The following is a 16,932-nucleotide window of genomic DNA, read 5'->3' as shown; positions in this document are numbered from 1 at the left end:
GAGATGCAAGCGATGCCACACACGTTCTCGCTGTCGCTGGCGGCGGTGGACATCCTGGTCGAACGCCTCGGTCTCGGCCGCGCGCCGACGCCGTTCGAGGTCCCGCACGTCGGCACGACCGTCGAGCAGCGGGGGATGATCCGCGACGCCGTCGTCCGCGACCTCACCGGGCGCGGGCTGTGGCAGCGCGGCCGCCTCGACGCGGACGCCGAGCTGGCGCTGGCCACGTTCGTCCGCGGCAGCCTGACCATCAGCGCGGTCGCCGAGCTGGGCGGCAAGCAGCTCTTCGCCCGCGTCGCCTCCGACGGCCAGTTCGCCGTGCTCGCGAAGCAGGACGAGAACCTCATCGTCTTCGAGGAGGTCCGCCCGACGGGCATCGTCCCGGCGATCGTCGACCTGCTGCCGCTGACCCCGGCCGCGCCCGGCCAGTCGGTCACCATCTCCCGCCCGGCCGAGCAGCCCCGCCAGCAGCGTCGCGACGACGCGTACGACCCCTTCGCCGGCGTCAGCGGCCCGCGCTCGCACAGCGGCGCCGGCGGCCCGCAGGTCCGGATGATCGAGCGCGTCTTCCAGGAGCCGAAGAAGCGCATCGGCCAGTTCACCGCCCAGACCCGCGGCGGCACGTTCCCCCCGCTGGCCTGGTTCGACACGGAGCAGGGCCGCTGGCTGATGTCCTCCCGCCGATCCGACGACGGCCAGCGCTGGATCACCTACGCGCCCGCCGACAACGCCCGCCTGGCCCAGCAGCTGTACGCCCAGCTCGAAGGCCAGTTCTGACCCCTGCGGAACCTCCGGCGGCGGCCGCGCGTCACAGGTGAAGATCGGTGAACGGCAGTTGCGCAGGGTACCCGGCTAGTAGACTCCCGGGTGCACACGCACGGGCGAAGCGATACGGGGTGGAACAGCGATGTTGATAGCCGACGGCGGCGGTGGCGGCTCGTTCGCGGACATAGTCAACCCGCTCTCCTCGGGCAGCATGAGCGAGGCGATCAAGGGTGTCACCGCGGAGACCCAAAAGCTGGTGGACGCCGCCAAGGGCGGCGGTTTCAAGATCACCCCCGAAGGCGTGAAGCCGATCCGTGACGCGCTGAACGACCTGGTCACCGACCTGCGCCACTTGGACAAGGACGTCGTGGTCCTGAACCAGACGCCGCAGCTGGGGAACCACCCGTACGGTCACACCGTCGCGAGTCACGACCAGAAGGGTGCGGCGGACGCGGAAGGCTCTGCCGGCGTTGCGCTGTCCCAGCTCCGCGAGGTGGCCAAGCAGGCCGACGAGGCGCTGGCCCGGGCCGCGGGTCAGTACACCGAGGCCGAGAACACCGCTCTCGACAGCCTGAAGTCCAAGCCGTAGGGAATGATGAAACTCCTCGCACGCGCTGCGTTGCCCGTCGTCGCGGGCGTCTTCCTGCTGGCCGGCTGCACCAGCGCCCAGAACGGCACGGCCACGCCGGCGAATTCGGAGTCGGCCGCGCCGACCTCCGACAGTTCGAGCACCGCGGACCCCGGCAGCGCCACGACTACCGCTCTTGAACCGTGCACCTTGCTGACGGCTGCCGACGTCAGCCCGTACAGCACGTTCGGCGACGCCGAGGAGAAAAAGCTCGGCGGAGCGCGGATCTGCGGTTATGAGAACAAGACCACCACGGCGAGCGAAGAAGGCATGACCATCACTGCCGCCATCCGCGACGACGTCCCGCTCGACGCGGTCGTCGACACCGGTGGTGGCATCAAGGACCTCCAGGTGAACGGCCGCAAGGCCAAAGAGGCGTCCAGCACCGCGCCGCTCGGCTGCACGGTCGCTCTCGGCGTCGGGGACAAGGCGCGAGTGGACGTGAACGTCACGTCGGTCAACACCGTCGAGAGGGCCTGCCAGCTCGCCGAGGACGTGGCCACGAAGATCGTCGAGCCGCGGTTGCCGAAGGGATAGGGGACCCAGATGAGCACGCGACAGCAGCCTCCGGCGCCCAAGACGCCGGACAAGACGCCGCAGCAGGTCCAGGACATGGCGCCCGCCGACCGGGATGCGTACCTCCAGCAGAAGGCCGACGAAGGCGTCGACCCCGGCAACTGGCTCTTCGGGCCGCTCCAGCAGTGGATCGCCCAGCAGCAGGCCAAGAACCAGTCCCAGGAGATGGGCGACAAGAACGTCGCGGAGGCCACGAAGGGCCGCGACGTCGACTACGTCTCCGGCCTGAACGCGCCGAACGCGGACTACAAGGGCAGCGACCACACACAGCTCCAGGCGTACCTGCAGAGCAACCTGAACGTCGAGCAGGTCTCCGACGTCTCGACCGCGTACCACCAGGTCCACCAGGTTTTCGACAAGTTCGCCACGTCGATGAACACCGCAGTCAACTCGTCGAAGGGGACGTGGGAAGGGCCTGCCGCGGAGAACGCGCAGTCCTACTTCACCAGTCTCGGCAAGTGGTCCGACGCCAACTCGCAGAACGCGAAGCTGGCCTCGGAGACCATCTACGACCAGGGTCAGGCCGCCTCCACGGCCAAGAACTCGATGCCTGCCCCCATCCCGTTCAGCTGGACCGACGAGATGAAGAACTGGGCGACGTCCAACCCGTTCAGCCTGCCGGACAACGTCGACAAGTCGTTGCAGAAGCAGAAGGACAGCCAGGCGGCGCACGACCAGGCCGCCAGCGTGATGTCAACCTACGACAAGAACCTCTACGAGGCCGCGTCGAAGCAGCCCGCCTTCGCGCCGCCGCCCAGCTTCAGCACCGGGGGCGGCACCGGTGACCCGACCGGCGGTGGCGACAAGGAAGGGATCAACAACCCCTCCGGTGTCAACATGCCCGGCTCCGGCTCGGTGAACACGCCGGGCGGCAGCAACGGCAACAACTCCACCGGCAGCAACTTCACCGGCGGCAACGTCCCCGGCCCCAACGTCACGCCGCACATCTCCGGGCCCGGCTCGACCACGGGCGCCGGGATCCTGCCGGCCGGGACCACCACGCCGTCGGGCTTCCAGCCGGGGGCCGTGCCGACCGGGTCGGCGGGGAACCCGAACACCTCCATGGGCGGCATGCCGATGAGCCCGATGCCGATGGGCGGCGGCATGGGTGGCGGCTTCGGCGGCGACGAGGCCTACAACTCCAAGCTCGGCGGAGGCGCGGGCGGCGGTGGCCGGGGTGGTTCCGGCTTCGGCCCCGGTGGCTCGGGCTCCGGCAGCGCGACCGGCGCGGGCGCCGCCTCGGGTGCGGCCCGGCCGGGTGGCATCGGCGCGGCCGAAGCGGCCGCGGGGCGCGGCATGGGCGGCCTCGGCTCGGGCAGCGGCGCGGCGGGCCGCGGCGGGATGGGCGCGGGCGGCATGGGCCGCGGCCAGAAGGGCGAGGGCGACGAGGACACGGAGCACTCGCGCCCGACGTACCTGGTCGAGGGCGACCCCGACGAGGTCTTCGGCACCGACATGCGCACGGCCCCGCCCGTCATCGGCGAATAACAGCTCGGCGAAACGCCCCGCACCAGGTGCGGGGCGTTTTGCGTCCACGCTGGTCACGGAACCAGTAACCTTCCCCGCGCGTCGGACTGCGGGGAGGCCGGGATGACACCTGAGGAATGGCTGGCGAACTTCGAGACGAAGATCGCCGACGTCCGCGAGAAGGCCGAAGAGTTCCGCGTCGGGCTCGAGGCCGCCGGCACGACCGCGGCTTCGCCCGACGGGACGATCCACGTCGGGGTCGCGCCCAACGGCTCGCTGACCGACCTGCGGCTCACCGACTCCGCCATCGCCGGCAAGTCCGGGGCCAAGCTCGCCGAGGAGATCCTCAAGCTCGCCCGCAAGGCGCAGCGCGACGCCGCCGTCAACGTCGCGGCCGCGTTCGCGCCGCTGGGCGGGGACTCCGAGGCCATGCACATGGTCACCGGCTACGTCCCGCCGGAGGAACCCGAAGAGCCACCGGCGCCCGATCCGATCCGCGAACGACGGCTCTGGCAGCACGAAGAGCCGGAAACGCCACCGCCACCGCCACGCCGTCCGACGCGCCCGCCGCGCGACGACGATGACGACTTCGGCGGCTCCGCGATCATGCGCCGCGACTGAGGGGACTTCGGACATGACCACCGCCACTTCCGGGGCCGGTGTCTTCGACACCTACGCCGGGCTCGTCGACTCCGTTACCGCCGACTCGGAGTCCGAGGGCCAGCGCGTCCTCGACGTCTCCATCAGCGCGGCCGGCGCGGTCGTCGACACCGTCGGTGCCGCCATCGACCCGCTCGGCGCCGTCCTCAACGCCGGCGTCGGCTGGCTGCTGGAGCACATCAGCTTCCTGCGCGAGCCGCTGGACGCCCTGCTCGGCAACCCCGACGAGATCAACGCGAACGTCGACCAGCTCAAGTCCGCCGCGGCCGAGATGCACACGCTCGCCCAGGAACACCGGGACGACCTGCGCAGCGTCGCCGAATGGACCGGCCAGGCCGCCGACGCCTACCGCGACAGCCTCACGAAGATGGCCGAGGAGCTGGAGTCGCTCGGCAAGACGCTCGACGGGACGGCCGCGGTGGCCGGTATCTCCGGCATGCTCGTCACGACGTTGCGCGGCATCGTCTTCGGGCTGATCTCGTCGGTGATCGCCGAGCTGATCCGGGACGCGCTGATCGCGGCGGCCTCGGCGGTCTGCACCTTCGGCGGCTCGATCGCCGCGTTCTGCGGGGTCGCGTCGGCCCGCGCCGCGGCGACGGCGTCGAAGATCGCCGGCAAGATCAGCAAGCTCCTCGAAGGCTTCGGGCGCCAAGGCGGCCGGCTGGGCAAGCTCCTCGAAGCCATGGAGAAGCTCACCACGGGCCTCGACCGGTTCTCCACGGTCGGCGGGCTCGCGACAGGCGCGTACCAGGCCGCCAAGCCGTACGAGACCCAGCAGCCGGCGGAGGCGTGATGGCGACCCACCACACCAGCACCCCGCACCACACCCCGGACGTCTCGCTGGCGCACCACGAGCCGTCGAGCCCGCACCCCACCGAGCCACGTCCGGCGGCGGGTGGCGGGCACGGCGGCGGGTACGCCCTGCACACGGAGTCCCTGGGCACCATGGAAGGCCACCTCGGCCGGACGAAGGACAAGGTGCACGCGGTCGGCCGGACCGTCGCCGGCGCGAACTTCGGCGCCCAGTCGATGGGCCTGGTCGGGTCCACGATGACCGGCACGCTCAACACCACCGTCTCGGCGGCCAAGGAGCACGTCACCCGCGCGGGCAAGGCGGTCGAGGACGCCGGCACCCGCACCAAGGCGGTCCGCGAGCACTACCAGACCACCGAGGCGAACGCGGCGGACACGATGACCGCCGCCGGCAAGCGCGTCGACGCGCCCACGGAGAAGACCGCGGCGAGCGGTTCGGGCGGCGGCGGAACCCCACCGCCCGGTGCGAACCCGCCCCACCCGCCGGACGACCCCGGCGGCATGCACAACAACCAGGGCCACCACGCCACCGACGACGAGCTGCGCGGCCAGTACACCCGCGACTCGATGCAGACGCGCCCGACGTCCACGGACGACCAGATCCGCGGCGCGGCAAGCAGGTTGGGCTACGACCCGGACCGCCACCTGGCGATGACCCTGCAGCCGACGGCGAACCTGACCCCGGCCCAGCGCGCGGAGATCGTCGCGGTGCGCAACGAACTGAAGGCCGACCCGGGCGAGATCATGACGAAGGTCGTGAAGCCCGAAATGGGCGAAGCCACGTTGGAAAACAAGACCAGGTACGTGGAGCTGAGCACCGGCGACACCAAGGTGTTCGACCCCGCGCAGGTCGGTGGTTCCGTCGCTCGGGGCAGCGACACCGCACAGTACGGAACGCCCGCGGAGTTCCGGACCAAGCTGGCGCTCGATGACCAAGGGGCGGGGTGGACACCGATCGAAGCCAATGCGCCCCACGCCTACCAGCTCAGGTTCCCCGCTTCTCGTGACGCGGGTGCGATGGAGATCAGCTACGGCGGCACGGATCCCGGGTCCGCACACGACATGCAGGTCCTGTCCGGACAGTCGGCGCCGCGCCCGTGGGATCCACCGTTCCTCGGCACGGGCTACACCGGCGGAGGCGTACCGGAATGGCTGCACACCCGGGCGGACTACGGCGGCCGTGCCGAGATGTACTTCGTGCACGCGGACGGGACGGAATCCTTGGCCGGGGTGTACTTGGACGGACGAGGGTGGTTCGACGTACGTGGACGAGGAGGGGCGGGTGCCTGAGACGAGGAGGATCTCCCCCCGGGTGTCCGGGGTGTACCGGGGTTCGGTCTTTTCGGTGTCGGAGCGGCCTCCGGACCGGGTGATGCTGCGACGCGAAGGGGTTCCTGACCAGGAAGTGGCGATCGCGGACCTGGACGAGTGGTACACGGTGCGCACGTACGGCACCTTTCTCGATCACCGGTTCGAGGTCTACAGCGAAGAGGACGGCGAGTTCTTCATCGGCGTGGTGGGAAAAGGCGACGGTCACTGGCTCGCCGATACCTGGGCCAAGCCGGAAGAACACCCCGACGTGCATTTCCAGCAGATGGACCGGTTCACTTACGAGGCCTTGGTGCCGAAGCACATGGTGACCGACATCCATGAGGTTCGCACCGACCATCCGACGACAGAAGGAAACCGATGAGTCCTGACGCTCCCGCCGGTCTCGCGGGCGGCACCGTCGTCCAGCTGCCGGTCAAGCCCGGGCTCGTCGGGCTCTACCTGGGGAACGTCATCGTCCCCGGGCGCTTCGAACCGCACCGGATCCAGGGGTTCGCCGGGCGCGCCGAGGACGTCGCCGAGCTCGATGCCGCCGCCGCTCTCCGGAACTACGGGCTGGCCAAGATCCCGGGCTGGGGCTCGCTCGACGCCCTCTACCTGCTCAAGTTCGCGGCCGGCCACACCTTTCCGTTCCGCACCTCCTACGGCTCGTCGGACCGGGAGATCGCGGCCGAGCTGGGGGTGGCGCGGGTGTACCCGCCGCCGTTCCTCGGCACCGGGTACTTCCCCGGGGTCGACCACCCGTTGCCCGAGTACGTCCTGCGGCTCATCGAGATCCCGGCCGGTGCGGAACTGGTCGTCCGCCGCGACGAAGGCGACGTGCGGCTGGCGCAGTACCACAGCCGGAAGGTCGGCTGGATCCCCGACCAGAAGGACGGTTTCGGCGAAGCCGCGTTCTTCCCGCCGCCCGTGCCGCTACCGCCGTTGGTGCGCCGCGGCTACACCGCCCGGTACCGCGGGAGCGACTTCGACGCCGAGTTCGCCGGCGCCGGCCGGGTCGTGCTGCACCCGTTGCCGGGTGCAGCGCCGCCGGCCGACTTCACCGAGACCTACGGCTTCCGGATGAAGGTCGTCGAGCAGGTCGAACTGGACGACCTGACGTTCGTGCGGACGCTGTGCCGGTGGCGCGGTGGCACCTTCGAGGTCCTCGGCCGCGGGCGGGACAGCGCCGACCTGCACCTGGTCGACGAGGACTACCTGCTCGCCCGCGACCTCGGGCTCATCGAGGTGGACTACCGCGTCTGGCGGCAGACCGTGCCGGCCGCCGAGCTCACCGACGTCCGGACCGAAGCCGAGCCCGTGCCGGTCGAAGGCGCGTACCGCGGCTGAAAAGCTAGTAGCGGTAGAACTTCTCCGCCCGGCCCTGGCGGACCAGCTTCAGCCACGCCAGGAACGCCTTCGGGTCGCGCTTCACGCCCACGAAGTACAGGCCGAAGCGGAGCACCTCCAGCGCGCCGATCTTGCGCATTCCCGGCTGGGACAACAGGTAGCCGCGGTTGCGGTACGTGTAGTACCGCTTGACCTCGTTCTCCGGGTCCTGGGCGTGGAACTTGCCGCCCAGCATCGGCTTGAACTCGTCCGAGCCGTCCGGGTGCAGGTACTTCGTCTTGAGCGACGTGCCGAACGGCAGGCCCGAGCGGGCGAGCCGCCGGTGCAGCTCGACCTCGTCGCCGCGGAAGAACAGGCGCAGGTCCGGCACGCCGACGACGTCCAAAGTGGACGCCCGGAACAGGGCGCCGTTCATCAGGGACGCGATGCCCGGCAGGAAGTCGACGCCCAGCTCGGACTGCGACCGCTTCCACGTCAGGCCGCGGCGCAGCGGGAACGCGAGCTTCTCCGGCGCGTCGATGTTCGACACCACCGGGGAAATCTCGGCCAGGCCCCGCTTCTCCGCTTCCTCCAGCAGGATCGCCAGCACGTTCTCGTCGGCCGGACGGCCGTCGTCGTCGGCCAGCCAGACCCACTCCGCGCCCAGCGAGAGCGCGTGCAGCATGCCCAGCGCGAACCCGCCGGCGCCACCGAGGTTCCGGTGCGACGGCAGGTACGTGTGGGGCAGCGGGTAGTTCTCGACGACCTCGCGGGCCGAGTTGTCCGGCCCGTTGTCGACGACGACCAGGTGGTCGACCGGGCGGGTCTGGGCCGCGATGACCTTCAGCGAGTCCGCGAGCAGCTCGCGCCGGTGCCGCGTGACGACCACGCCGACGACCGCGCCGTCGGGCAGCTGCTGGGTCTCGCTGGCCATCATTCCCCGCCGTTCGTCGTCGCCACCGGCTCGATGCCCAGGCGCTGCAGCGTTTCCTGGCTCATGTCCATGAACGGGTCGCGGCCCTTGTACCCGGTGAGGACGTCCCGCAGCGAACCCTGTTGCTTGAGGTGCCCCTCGTCCATCCAGAGGGCCGAGTCGCACAGCTCGAACAGGAACTCGTCCGAGTGGCTGGCGAACACCAGGATGCCCGAGCGCTTCACCAGGTCCTTGAGGCGGTCGCGCGCCTTGTTGAGGAACGCCGCGTCGACCGCGCCGATGCCCTCGTCGAGGATCAGGATCTCCGGGTCGATCGAGGTGACGACGCCGAGCGCCAGCCGCACGCGCATACCCGTGGAGTACGTCCGCAGCGGCATCTGCAGGTAGTCGCCGAGCTCGGTGAACTCGGCGATGTCGTCGACCCGCTTCTCCATCTCCTTGGCCGTCATGCCGAGGAAGAGGCCGCGGATGATGATGTTCTCCTCGCCGGAGATCTCCGGGTCCATGCCGATGCCGAGGTCGAAGACCGGCGCGATCTTGCCGGTGATCCGCGACGAGCCACGGGTGGGCTCGTAGATCCCGGCGAGCAGCCGCAGCAGCGTGGACTTGCCCGCGCCGTTGTGGCCGACCAGGCCGACCCGGTCGCCCTCGCGGAGGTTGAGGGTCACGTCGTGGAGGGCCTCGATGATCGGCACCTTGGTGTCGGTGCCGATCTTGCCGCCGACCTTGCCGAGGACGCGCTTCTTCATCGACCGGGTCTTCGCGTCGAAGATCGGGAAGTCGACGAAAGCGTTCTGAACATCAATGGAGACCATGTGTCACACCCAGTAGGAGACGCGGGCACGGTAATTGCGCATCGCGACGAGCGCGAGCGCCCAGCCGACGATGGTGATGGAGCCGACCACGATCCAGTTGCCCGCCGTGAACGACTGGCCGAGCAACGGCGCCCGGACCACCTGCATGAAGTGGTACAGCGGGTTCAGCTGGATGATCGGCAGCACCCATTGGGCCACACCCGCCCGCGAGCCGCCGGCGAGCAGCTGGTCGACCGGCCACACGATCGGCGTGCCGTAGAACAGCAGCTGGATCAGCGAGTTGATGACCTGCGGGATGTCGCGGAAGCGGGTCGAGATGATGCCCAGCAGCAGCGTCACCCAGGCCGCGTTCAGCGCCAGCAGGAGGAAGCCGGGGATGGCCAGCAGGATGTTCCAGCTCAGGCCCGGGTGGCAGTAGAGGCCGTTGTGGCAGAGGCCGTCCGGGGAACCCAGTGAATACGGGCCGTCCAGCGCGCTGAAGAAGATCACGAGGATGACCACGTAGACGATCATGTTGTGCGCGAGCAGCAGCGTCTGGCGCCACACGGTGCGCAGCATGTAGACGCTCAGCGGCGCCGGGAGCTGCTTGATCATCCCCTCGTTGGCGATGAACGTCTCCATGCCCTCGGCCAGGCACCCGCTGATGAAGCCCCAGAGGATGAAACCGGTGGACAGGTAGGGCAGGAACACCTCGATGGGCGAGTGGAACAGCTGCGAGTACAGCAGCCCGAGCCCGAGCGCGATGACCGCCTGGCTGATCGTGATCCAGAAGGGCCCGATCACCGACCGGCGGTAGCGCTGCTTGATGTCCTGCCAGCCGAGGTGACCCCACAGCTCGCGGGCGGAGAAACCGGCCTTGATGTCGGCTATGGCTCGCGCGAACGTCTTGCTGTCCGACCTCGGCGGTGCCGACGTCGCTACGGGTGAGTCCGCGGCCTGAACCGTGCTGGTGGCATGCACGTGGACGAGGGTACCGATGGGATGAGCGGCGTCCTGGCCACCCCGTCGCTGTGGTAGACGTTCTGGCCGCTATGCGCCTGCCCGGGTGCTGCGTGCTGGTACTTTCTCGGCTTATGACTGCTGCTCTCGACGCGGCGAGCTTGATGGTCAACCTGCTCGCGGCGTACGCCGACCGGCCCGACCCGCGTTCGGTCGCCGTCGTCGGCAACCAGCCGCTCCCGCCCGACCCCCAGCGGGCCAAGGCGATCGACGCCTGCGACCTGGTCATCCGGGTCAACGGCTTCGTCGTCGACAAGCCCGGCGAGGAGGTCGTGGGCTCCCGGACGCACGTGGTGGTGTTCAACCGCGCGATCCGCGCGACGCCGTACGTCTTCCAGGACTACCGCAAGCGGCTCTACCTGCTGGTCGAGCCCGGCCGGTTGCACTGGGAGCCGGAGGACCTGCCGGGCTGGTGGCCCGAGGACCTCGGCGCGGTCCAGGTGCCGAACCGCGAGGTCGTGCTGCCCCTCTCGGACGCGCTGGGGCTGCCCACGCGCGACGAGCCGACGTGGTCGACCACCGGCACCCTGGCCGCCTGGATCGCGCGGACGTCGTTCCCGGGCGCGCAGCTCGTGCTCACCGGGTTCTCGTTCATCGACAACCCGGAGCAGACGTCGTGGGAGCACGCCGCGGGCGACTCCTGCATCGTGGGCCCGGAGCACCAGATCGCCGCCGAAGGGCGGCTGCTGGACTCCTGGACCAAGACCGGTGACACCACTCTCCTGCGCTGAACCGCGCGTCCCCACCCCACGCAAAGGAACACCCATGGCAGTGCAGAAACTCGGCAGAGGCCTGATCGACCGGATCGTCCGCGTCGTCGACTTCCGCGTGGACGAGCGCACCCGCGGGCTCGCCGACCGGGTCAACAACCTCGAGCACGCGACCGCCGACCACCGGCGCCGGCTCGACAACGCCGAGCACAACCTCGACCAGGCCCGCGGCGACCTGGGCTGGGCCCGCGCCGAGCTGGACCGGCTGATCCCGCACGTCGCCGCCCAGGAAGGCCGGCTGGAGACGCTGCGCGAGTCGATCTCTCTGGTTCCGAACACCGACACCCCGCAGCTTGCCGAGGCCCGCACGCTGATCGAGGAGATCCAGCGCCAGCACGCGCAGATCCGCGCCCGGCTGGCCGGCATCTCCCGCTACGAAGACCGGCTGCGCCGCCTCGAGGACCGCGTCGAGGACCAGGTCGAGCAGCAGCAGCCGGTCGCGCAGTAGCTTGCGCGCCCGGGAGGCCACCGAAGCCGACGCCGAGCTGCTGCTGAGCTGGCGCAACGACCCGCGCACGCGGCAGTCGTCCCGGTCGACGGCGGTGGTCTCCCTGGCCGAGCACACCGGCTGGCTGCGCGGGGTGCTCGCGGACGACGAGCGGCTGCTGCTCGTCGTCGAGCACGACGACGCCCCGGTCGGCACCGTCCGGTTCGACCGGCGTGCCGACGGCTGGGAGGTCAGCATCACGCTCGCCCCGGCGAGCCGGGGCCGTGGGCTGTCGGGGGCGGTGCTCGCCGAGGGGGAGCGGGCGCTGCGCGAGCGGCTCGACGTCCGGATCGTGCTGGCCGCCGTCCACCAGGACAACGCCGCTTCGGCGAAGCTGTTCGAGCACGCCGGGTACGCCGAAGCCGCGCCTGCCGTCAACGGCTTCCGGCAGCTGCGCAAGACTCTGCGGTGACCTGACCCGTTCACCTGGGAGGCGGCACCCATGCACGACATCCGGTTCGGCGCGCACCAGATCGGTCCGGGCCACCCGCCGTTCGTGATCGCCGAGATGTCCGGCAACCACAACGGCGACCTCGACCGGGCGCTGGCCATCGTCGACGCCATCGCGGAAACCGGCGCGCACGCGGTCAAGCTGCAGACCTACCGCCCGGACACGATCACCATCGACGTCGACACCCCGGCGTTCCGGATCGGCGACTCGCATTCCCTGTGGGGTGGCGAAAACCTGTACAAACTGTACGAAAAGGCCCACACGCCCTGGGAGTGGCACGCGCCGATCTTCGAGCGCGCCCGCGCCAAGGGCCTGGAGATCTTCTCCAGCCCCTTTGACCCGACCGCCGTCGAGCTGCTGGAGTCGCTGGACGCGCCGGCGTACAAGATCGCGTCGTCGGAGATCGTCGACCTACCGCTGATCGACCTCTGCGCCCGCACGGGCAAGCCGCTGGTCATCTCGACCGGCATGGCGAACGTCGCCGAGATCGACGCCGCCGTCCGCACCGCCCGCGAAGCCGGCAACGACCAGCTGATCGTGCTCGGCTGCACGGCGAGCTACCCGGCGTCGCCGCGCGAGAGCAACCTGCGCGGCCTGCCGCTGCTGGCGGGCCTGACGCAGACGCTGGTCGGGCTGTCGGACCACACGCCGGGCATCGGCGCGCCGGTCGCGGCCGTCGCGCTGGGCGCGGTGGCCATCGAGAAGCACGTCACGCTGGCGCGCGCGGACGGCGGCGTCGACTCGGAGTTCTCGCTGGAGCCGTCGGAGCTGGCCGCGCTGGTCGCCGAGACGCACCGGGCGTGGGAAGCGCTGGGCGAGCCGGTGCTGGGCCCGCGTGAGAGCGAGAAGGAGGGCCTGCGGCTGCGCCGGTCCCTCTACGTCGTCGAGGACGTCCGGGCCGGCGACGAGGTGACCGCGGCGAACGTCCGGTCGATCCGGCCCGCCGGCGGCCTGGCCCCGGCCGAGATGACGACCGTGGCAGGGCGCACCTTCCGCGTCGACGCCGCGAAGGGCACGCCCCTCACCTGGGACCTGATCTAGAAGAAGTCGCGCACGGCGTCGACGACGCGGTCGACGTCGGCGTCCGTCAGCGACGGGAACAGCGGCAGCGAGAGTTCCTGCTCGTAGTACGCCTCGGCGTTCGGGCAGAGCCCGCGCCGGTAGCCGAGGTCCTCGAACACCGGGTGCCAGTACGCCGGGATGTAGTTGACCTGGACGCCGATGCCGACGCCGCGCAGGTGCTCGAACAGCGCCTTGCGCCGGCCTGCCAGCACCCGCAGCGGGTAGAGGTGCCACACGGGGTCGGCGCCCGGGCGGCTCGGCGGGGTCGCGACGCCGTCGACGTCCGCGAGGGCCGCGCTGTAGCGGGCGTGGATCTCGGCGCGGCGCTTCTTGAACTCGCCGAGCCGGGTGAGCTGGCTGCTGCCGAGCGCGCAGAGGACGTCGGGCAGGCGGTAGTTCAGCCCGAACTCGTGCACTTCCTGGTGCCAGGCGCCTTCGTCCGGGTAGCGCTGCTCGGCGCGGTCGCGGACCAGGCCGTGGTTGCGGAACTTCCGCGCCCGGTCCAGCAGGTGCGCGTCCGGAGTGACGACCGCGCCGCCCTCGGCGGTCGTGAGGTTCTTGGTCGGGAAGAACGAAAACGTCGTCAGGTCGGCGATCGAGCCGACCGGACGGCCCTGCCACGCGCCGCCGACGGAGTGAGCCGCGTCCTCCAGCAGCAGCGCCCCGGCGTCGTGCGCGAGCTTGCCGAGGGCGTCCAGCTCCGCGGGGTGGCCCGCGTAGTCGACCGCGGCGACGACCTTCGTGCGCTCGGTCATCGCGGCCGTGGCCGCTTCGACCGAAAGGTTCCCGGTGTCCGCTTCGACGTCGGCGAACACGACCTTGGCGCCGAACAGTGCCGCGGTGGCGGCCGTCGCGACGAACGTCATCGGGGAGACGACGACCTCGTCACCCGCACCGATGCCCGCGGCCGCGTAGGCGACGTGCAGCGCCGCCGTCCCCGAGGTCACGGCCACCGCCGGGATGCCGCCGGTGTGCGCCGCGAGGTCCGTCTCGAACTGCTGGACCGCGGGCCCGGTGGTCAGCCAGTCGCCGCGGAGCACCGCGACGACGGCTTCGATGTCGGCGTCACTGATCGACTGGCGGCCGTATGGCAGGAAGTCAGCCGACGCACTCGTTCCCGCGGAGGCTGCATCGGACTCAGCCATACTGCTCGACCAGTTCGCGCAGCTCCTGCGCGTCCAGCCACAGGTCGTTCGTGTCGGAGCGGTAGGCGAAGCCGTCGGGCATCGGCTTGCCGTCCGCCGGCGACTCGTAGCCCCAGCCCGCGAGGTGCGGCTGGACGACGTAGCGGTCGGACAGCTGGACCGTCCGGCGCGCGTCGTCCGGCGCGATCATCTCCTCGTGCAGCTTCTCGCCGGGCCGGATGCCGACCTCGTGCATCTCGCTGCCCGGCGCGATCGCCTGCGCCAGGTCGACGAGCCGCATGCTCGGGATCCGCGGCACGTACAGCTCACCGCCGCGCATCTGGTCGAACGAGTCGACGACGAACCGCACGGCCTGGGGGAGCGTGATCCAGAAGCGGGTCATCTCCTTGTGCGTGATCGGCAGCGACTCGCCCTGCTCGGCGAGCTTGCGGAAGAACGGGATGACGCTGCCGCGCGAGCCCATCACGTTGCCGTAGCGGACCACGGAGAACCGGGTCACGTGCGCGGCCGCGTAGTGGTTGCCGCTGATGAACATCCGGTCGGCGCACAGCTTCGTGGCGCCGTAGAGGTTGATCGGGCTGGACGCCTTGTCGGTCGACAGCGCGACGACCTTCTTGACGCCCGTGTCGATCGCGGCCTCGATCACGTTCTGCGAGCCCATGACGTTGGTCTGGACGAACTCGAACGGGTTGTACTCACCGGTGTCGACCTGCTTGAGCGCGGCGGCGTGCACGACGTAGTCGACGCCGTGCATGGCGCGCTCGAGCCGGCGCCGGTCGCGGACGTCGCCGATGAACCAGCGCAGGCGCGGGTCGTCGTTGAACAACTGCCGGGCTTCGTACTGCTTGAGCTCGTCGCGGGAGAGCACGACCAGCCGGCTCGGGTTCAGTTCGGCGAGGGCGTGCGCGATGAACGCCTTGCCGAACGAACCGGTCCCGCCGGTGAGCAGGATGCTGGAGCCATCCAGCTCGGACATCGTTGACCTCCGCGTTTGGGGTTGGGTGCCGTCGGCCATCATGTCACCCATGCGTGCAGTGCCCGGTGTCAACGCCGTCATCCAGGCCCGGTCGACGTCGACGAGGCTGCCCGGCAAGGTGCTGCGCCCGCTGGCCGGCCGCAGTGTGCTGGGCTGGGTCGTCCGGGCCGCGGCGGCCGCTCCCGGGGTGGACCGGGTGGTGGTCGCGACCTCGTCGGACGCTTCCGACGACGCCGTCGCCGCCGAGGCCGTGCGGTGCGGCGCTTCCGTGGTCCGCGGCCCGTTGGACGACGTCCTCGCGCGGTTCGGGCTGGCCTTGCGGGAACACCCGGCCGAAGCCGTGATCAGGCTCACCGCGGACTGCCCGCTGCTGGACCCGGCACTGATCGGCCAGCTGGCGACGCTCTGGCGCGCCCAGCCGTCGCTCGACTACGTCAGCACGACGCTGGTCCGGACGCTGCCGCGCGGGTTCGACGCCGAGCTGGTGCGCGCTTCGGTACTGGCCGAGCAGGTCGAGACGGCCACCGGCGCCGACCGGGAGCACGTCACCTCGGGCATCTACTCGCAGCCCGCGCGCTATTCGTGCACCGGGATCGTGGTGAGCCCGGCCGCCGACGACCTGCGGGTGACGTTGGACACGGCTGAGGACTGGGCCCTGCTGGAAGCGCTCGTGGCGGAGCTGGGCGACCGCGTCGGCGACTGGCGGTCCGTGGTCGGGCTGCTGCGGTCGCGGCCGGACCTGGTGGCGCTGAACGCCGAGGTCGAGCAGAAGAAGGTCGGGCAGTGAGGCTGCTCCTGCGGGCGGACTCGTCGGCGTCGATCGGCGCCGGGCACATCTCGCGGGTCGTCGCCTACGCCGAGCGCGCGGTGGCGCGGGGCTGGCCGGTCGCGTTCTCCGGCAGCACGGCGAACGCCGAATGGCTCGCGTCGAGGTTCGACGAGCTGGCGGTCCCGCGGCTGGCCGACGCGCCCCTCGGTGAGCTGGCGGCCGGGTTCGACGCCGTCCTCGTCGACCACTACGGCGTCGGCGACGTGCGCAAGGAGATCAACGCGGCGGGCGCGGCGCTGGTGTCGATCGAGGACGACGTGTTCGGCCGCCGCCCGGCCGACGTCGTCGTGGACGCGGGTTTCGCGCCCGCACCGCGGCCGGACGACGGCTCCGGCGTCCTGCTGCGTGGAGTCGCGTACGCGCCGCTGCGGGACGTCGTGCTGCGCACCCGGGACCGCCGCGCGCCTTCCGGTACCCCGCACGTCACGGTCGTCCTCGGGGGCGGCGCGGAGTGGGCGTCGACGGTCGCGTTGCTGCTTCGCGCGCTTCGCGACACGGAACTGCCGTTCGTGGCGGACGCTTTGGTGCGCGGCGAGCCTTCCCTGCCCTCGCTGGGGCCCGGCCAGTCGATCCGCGTCTCGGCGCCGAGTCCCGCTCTGCTCGACACACTGGCGACGACGGACGTCGCGGTGAGCGCGTCCGGGGTGACGTTCGTGGAGCTGTGCTGCCTCGGCGTCCCGACGGCCGCGGTGCAGCTGGTCGCCAACCAGAAGACCGGCTACCGAGCCGCGCTGGAGCTGGGCCTCGCGGCCGGGCTCGGGCACGCGGAGTCCCTTGAGGACAGACTGCCGGAGGTGACGGCGGTGTTGCGCGAGCTGCTGTCCGACGCCGCGCTCCGCCACGCGCTGTCCGCGACGGCGTCGGCCACAGTGGACGGTCGCGGCGTGGATCGGGTCCTGGATTCCCTCTGATCGAGGA

General features: G+C 70.8%; 20 protein-coding genes. 15 read left to right on the top strand and 5 right to left on the bottom strand.

Annotated elements, in window-relative coordinates:
* The first annotated feature begins 12 nt into the window (after positions 1 to 12).
* The 9 genes from OG570_RS09975 (at position 13) to OG570_RS09935 (ending at position 7,567) form a co-directional block, all read left to right on the top strand.
* Positions 13 to 777 carry an ESX secretion-associated protein EspG gene (locus tag OG570_RS09975; RefSeq protein WP_247059943.1) on the top strand — a complete coding sequence of 255 codons (765 nt, stop codon included), beginning with the start codon at positions 13 to 15 and terminating at the stop codon, positions 775 to 777.
* 130 nt (positions 778 to 907) lie between these two features.
* Positions 908 to 1,354, top strand: a complete 447-nt coding sequence (locus OG570_RS09970) for a hypothetical protein (protein WP_326945619.1) — start codon at positions 908 to 910, stop codon at positions 1,352 to 1,354.
* 6 nt (positions 1,355 to 1,360) lie between these two features.
* Positions 1,361 to 1,930 carry a DUF3558 domain-containing protein gene (locus tag OG570_RS09965; protein ID WP_326956316.1) on the top strand — a complete coding sequence of 190 codons (570 nt, stop codon included), beginning with the start codon at positions 1,361 to 1,363 and terminating at the stop codon, positions 1,928 to 1,930.
* A 9-nt stretch (positions 1,931 to 1,939) separates the two neighbouring features.
* Positions 1,940 to 3,457: a hypothetical protein gene (locus OG570_RS09960; RefSeq protein WP_326956315.1), complete on the top strand. Its 1,518-nt coding sequence runs from the start codon at positions 1,940 to 1,942 to the stop codon at positions 3,455 to 3,457.
* A gap of 102 nt (positions 3,458 to 3,559) precedes the next feature.
* A complete protein-coding gene (locus OG570_RS09955) occupies positions 3,560 to 4,057 on the top strand; it encodes a YbaB/EbfC family nucleoid-associated protein (RefSeq protein ID WP_326956314.1) in 498 nt (165 codons plus the stop codon).
* A gap of 13 nt (positions 4,058 to 4,070) precedes the next feature.
* Positions 4,071 to 4,889, top strand: a complete 819-nt coding sequence (locus OG570_RS09950) for a WXG100 family type VII secretion target (RefSeq protein WP_326956313.1) — start codon at positions 4,071 to 4,073, stop codon at positions 4,887 to 4,889.
* The gene (locus tag OG570_RS09945) at positions 4,889 to 6,199 is read left to right on the top strand and encodes a hypothetical protein (RefSeq protein WP_326956312.1); all 1,311 of its coding nucleotides are present in this window, start codon (positions 4,889 to 4,891) and stop codon (positions 6,197 to 6,199) included. The genes OG570_RS09950 and OG570_RS09945 overlap by 1 nt, the downstream gene beginning before the upstream one ends.
* Complete coding sequence (locus OG570_RS09940; RefSeq protein WP_326956311.1) at positions 6,192 to 6,602, top strand: hypothetical protein; 411 nt, start codon at positions 6,192 to 6,194, stop codon at positions 6,600 to 6,602. The genes OG570_RS09945 and OG570_RS09940 overlap by 8 nt, the downstream gene beginning before the upstream one ends.
* Positions 6,599 to 7,567, top strand: coding sequence for a hypothetical protein (locus OG570_RS09935; RefSeq protein ID WP_326956310.1), 969 nt, complete (start codon positions 6,599 to 6,601; stop codon positions 7,565 to 7,567). The genes OG570_RS09940 and OG570_RS09935 overlap by 4 nt, the downstream gene beginning before the upstream one ends.
* Positions 7,568 to 7,571: 4 nt before the next feature.
* On the opposite strand, the gene glfT1 is transcribed toward OG570_RS09935, so the two are convergent.
* Genes glfT1 through wzm form a run of 3 tightly spaced genes read right to left on the bottom strand, consistent with a single transcriptional unit; the run spans position 7,572 to position 10,255 of the window.
* On the bottom strand, positions 7,572 to 8,480 hold the full coding sequence (gene glfT1 / locus OG570_RS09930) for a galactofuranosyltransferase GlfT1 (protein ID WP_326945628.1): 909 nt from the start codon (positions 8,478 to 8,480) through the stop codon (positions 7,572 to 7,574).
* Positions 8,480 to 9,295: a galactan export ABC transporter ATP-binding subunit Wzt/RfbE gene (gene wzt, locus OG570_RS09925; RefSeq protein ID WP_247059962.1), complete on the bottom strand. Its 816-nt coding sequence runs from the start codon at positions 9,293 to 9,295 to the stop codon at positions 8,480 to 8,482. The genes glfT1 and wzt overlap by 1 nt, the downstream gene beginning before the upstream one ends.
* 3 nt (positions 9,296 to 9,298) lie before the next feature.
* Complete coding sequence (wzm, locus tag OG570_RS09920; RefSeq protein WP_326945629.1) at positions 9,299 to 10,255, bottom strand: galactan export ABC transporter permease subunit Wzm/RfbD; 957 nt, start codon at positions 10,253 to 10,255, stop codon at positions 9,299 to 9,301.
* Between the two features lie 143 nt (positions 10,256 to 10,398).
* Here wzm and OG570_RS09915 point away from each other — a divergent pair, with 143 nt between their 5' ends.
* From OG570_RS09915 to pseI, 4 genes are read left to right on the top strand one after another with little or no spacing between them, the layout of a single operon-like run.
* Entirely contained in the window at positions 10,399 to 11,025 is a 627-nt protein-coding gene (locus OG570_RS09915; protein WP_247063861.1) for a glycosyltransferase family 29 protein, read from the top strand.
* A gap of 34 nt (positions 11,026 to 11,059) precedes the next feature.
* Entirely contained in the window at positions 11,060 to 11,512 is a 453-nt protein-coding gene (locus OG570_RS09910) for a hypothetical protein (RefSeq protein WP_247059966.1), read from the top strand.
* A 1-nt stretch (position 11,513) separates the two neighbouring features.
* The gene (locus OG570_RS09905) at positions 11,514 to 11,963 is read left to right on the top strand and encodes a GNAT family N-acetyltransferase (RefSeq protein WP_326956309.1); all 450 of its coding nucleotides are present in this window, start codon (positions 11,514 to 11,516) and stop codon (positions 11,961 to 11,963) included.
* A 30-nt stretch (positions 11,964 to 11,993) separates the two neighbouring features.
* On the top strand, positions 11,994 to 13,043 hold the full coding sequence (pseI, locus tag OG570_RS09900; RefSeq protein ID WP_326956308.1) for a pseudaminic acid synthase: 1,050 nt from the start codon (positions 11,994 to 11,996) through the stop codon (positions 13,041 to 13,043).
* Here pseI and OG570_RS09895 read toward each other — a convergent pair.
* Positions 13,040 to 14,209: a DegT/DnrJ/EryC1/StrS family aminotransferase gene (locus OG570_RS09895; RefSeq protein ID WP_326956307.1), complete on the bottom strand. Its 1,170-nt coding sequence runs from the start codon at positions 14,207 to 14,209 to the stop codon at positions 13,040 to 13,042. The two genes, pseI and OG570_RS09895, sit on opposite strands and share 4 nt — an antisense overlap.
* Entirely contained in the window at positions 14,202 to 15,185 is a 984-nt protein-coding gene (gene pseB / locus OG570_RS09890; protein ID WP_247059974.1) for a UDP-N-acetylglucosamine 4,6-dehydratase (inverting), read from the bottom strand. The genes OG570_RS09895 and pseB overlap by 8 nt, the downstream gene beginning before the upstream one ends.
* A gap of 49 nt (positions 15,186 to 15,234) precedes the next feature.
* Between pseB and OG570_RS09885 the strand changes: the two genes are divergently transcribed.
* Positions 15,235 to 15,972 (top strand): glycosyltransferase family protein, encoded by a 738-nt coding sequence (locus OG570_RS09885; protein WP_326956306.1) that lies wholly within the window; start codon positions 15,235 to 15,237, stop codon positions 15,970 to 15,972.
* On the top strand, positions 15,969 to 16,925 hold the full coding sequence (locus tag OG570_RS09880) for a spore coat protein (protein WP_326956305.1): 957 nt from the start codon (positions 15,969 to 15,971) through the stop codon (positions 16,923 to 16,925). The genes OG570_RS09885 and OG570_RS09880 overlap by 4 nt, the downstream gene beginning before the upstream one ends.
* The last annotated feature ends 7 nt before the right edge of the window (positions 16,926 to 16,932 follow it).

The sequence above is a fragment of the Amycolatopsis sp. NBC_01286 genome, assembly GCF_035982555.1.
Lineage (GTDB): Bacteria > Actinomycetota > Actinomycetes > Mycobacteriales > Pseudonocardiaceae > Amycolatopsis.
Note: the sequence above shows the minus strand (reverse complement) of the source record. Positions and strands in the feature narration are given on the sequence as shown.

Bases quoted from the DNA above. Each gene is read 5' to 3' on its own strand.
- OG570_RS09975 (WP_247059943.1), top strand. From the start codon at position 13: ATGCCACACACGTTCTCGCTGTCGCTGGCGGCGGTGGACATCCTGGTC.
- OG570_RS09970 (WP_326945619.1), top strand. From the start codon at position 908: ATGTTGATAGCCGACGGCGGCGGTGGCGGCTCGTTCGCGGACATAGTC.
- OG570_RS09965 (WP_326956316.1), top strand. From the start codon at position 1,361: ATGAAACTCCTCGCACGCGCTGCGTTGCCCGTCGTCGCGGGCGTCTTC.
- OG570_RS09960 (WP_326956315.1), top strand. From the start codon at position 1,940: ATGAGCACGCGACAGCAGCCTCCGGCGCCCAAGACGCCGGACAAGACG.
- OG570_RS09955 (WP_326956314.1), top strand. From the start codon at position 3,560: ATGACACCTGAGGAATGGCTGGCGAACTTCGAGACGAAGATCGCCGAC.
- OG570_RS09950 (WP_326956313.1), top strand. From the start codon at position 4,071: ATGACCACCGCCACTTCCGGGGCCGGTGTCTTCGACACCTACGCCGGG.
- OG570_RS09945 (WP_326956312.1), top strand. From the start codon at position 4,889: ATGGCGACCCACCACACCAGCACCCCGCACCACACCCCGGACGTCTCG.
- OG570_RS09935 (WP_326956310.1), top strand. From the start codon at position 6,599: ATGAGTCCTGACGCTCCCGCCGGTCTCGCGGGCGGCACCGTCGTCCAG.
- glfT1 (WP_326945628.1), bottom strand. From the start codon at position 8,480: ATGGCCAGCGAGACCCAGCAGCTGCCCGACGGCGCGGTCGTCGGCGTG.
- wzt (WP_247059962.1), bottom strand. From the start codon at position 9,295: ATGGTCTCCATTGATGTTCAGAACGCTTTCGTCGACTTCCCGATCTTC.
- OG570_RS09915 (WP_247063861.1), top strand. From the start codon at position 10,399: ATGGTCAACCTGCTCGCGGCGTACGCCGACCGGCCCGACCCGCGTTCG.
- OG570_RS09910 (WP_247059966.1), top strand. From the start codon at position 11,060: ATGGCAGTGCAGAAACTCGGCAGAGGCCTGATCGACCGGATCGTCCGC.
- pseI (WP_326956308.1), top strand. From the start codon at position 11,994: ATGCACGACATCCGGTTCGGCGCGCACCAGATCGGTCCGGGCCACCCG.
- OG570_RS09895 (WP_326956307.1), bottom strand. From the start codon at position 14,209: ATGGCTGAGTCCGATGCAGCCTCCGCGGGAACGAGTGCGTCGGCTGAC.
- pseB (WP_247059974.1), bottom strand. From the start codon at position 15,185: ATGTCCGAGCTGGATGGCTCCAGCATCCTGCTCACCGGCGGGACCGGT.
- OG570_RS09885 (WP_326956306.1), top strand. From the start codon at position 15,235: ATGCGTGCAGTGCCCGGTGTCAACGCCGTCATCCAGGCCCGGTCGACG.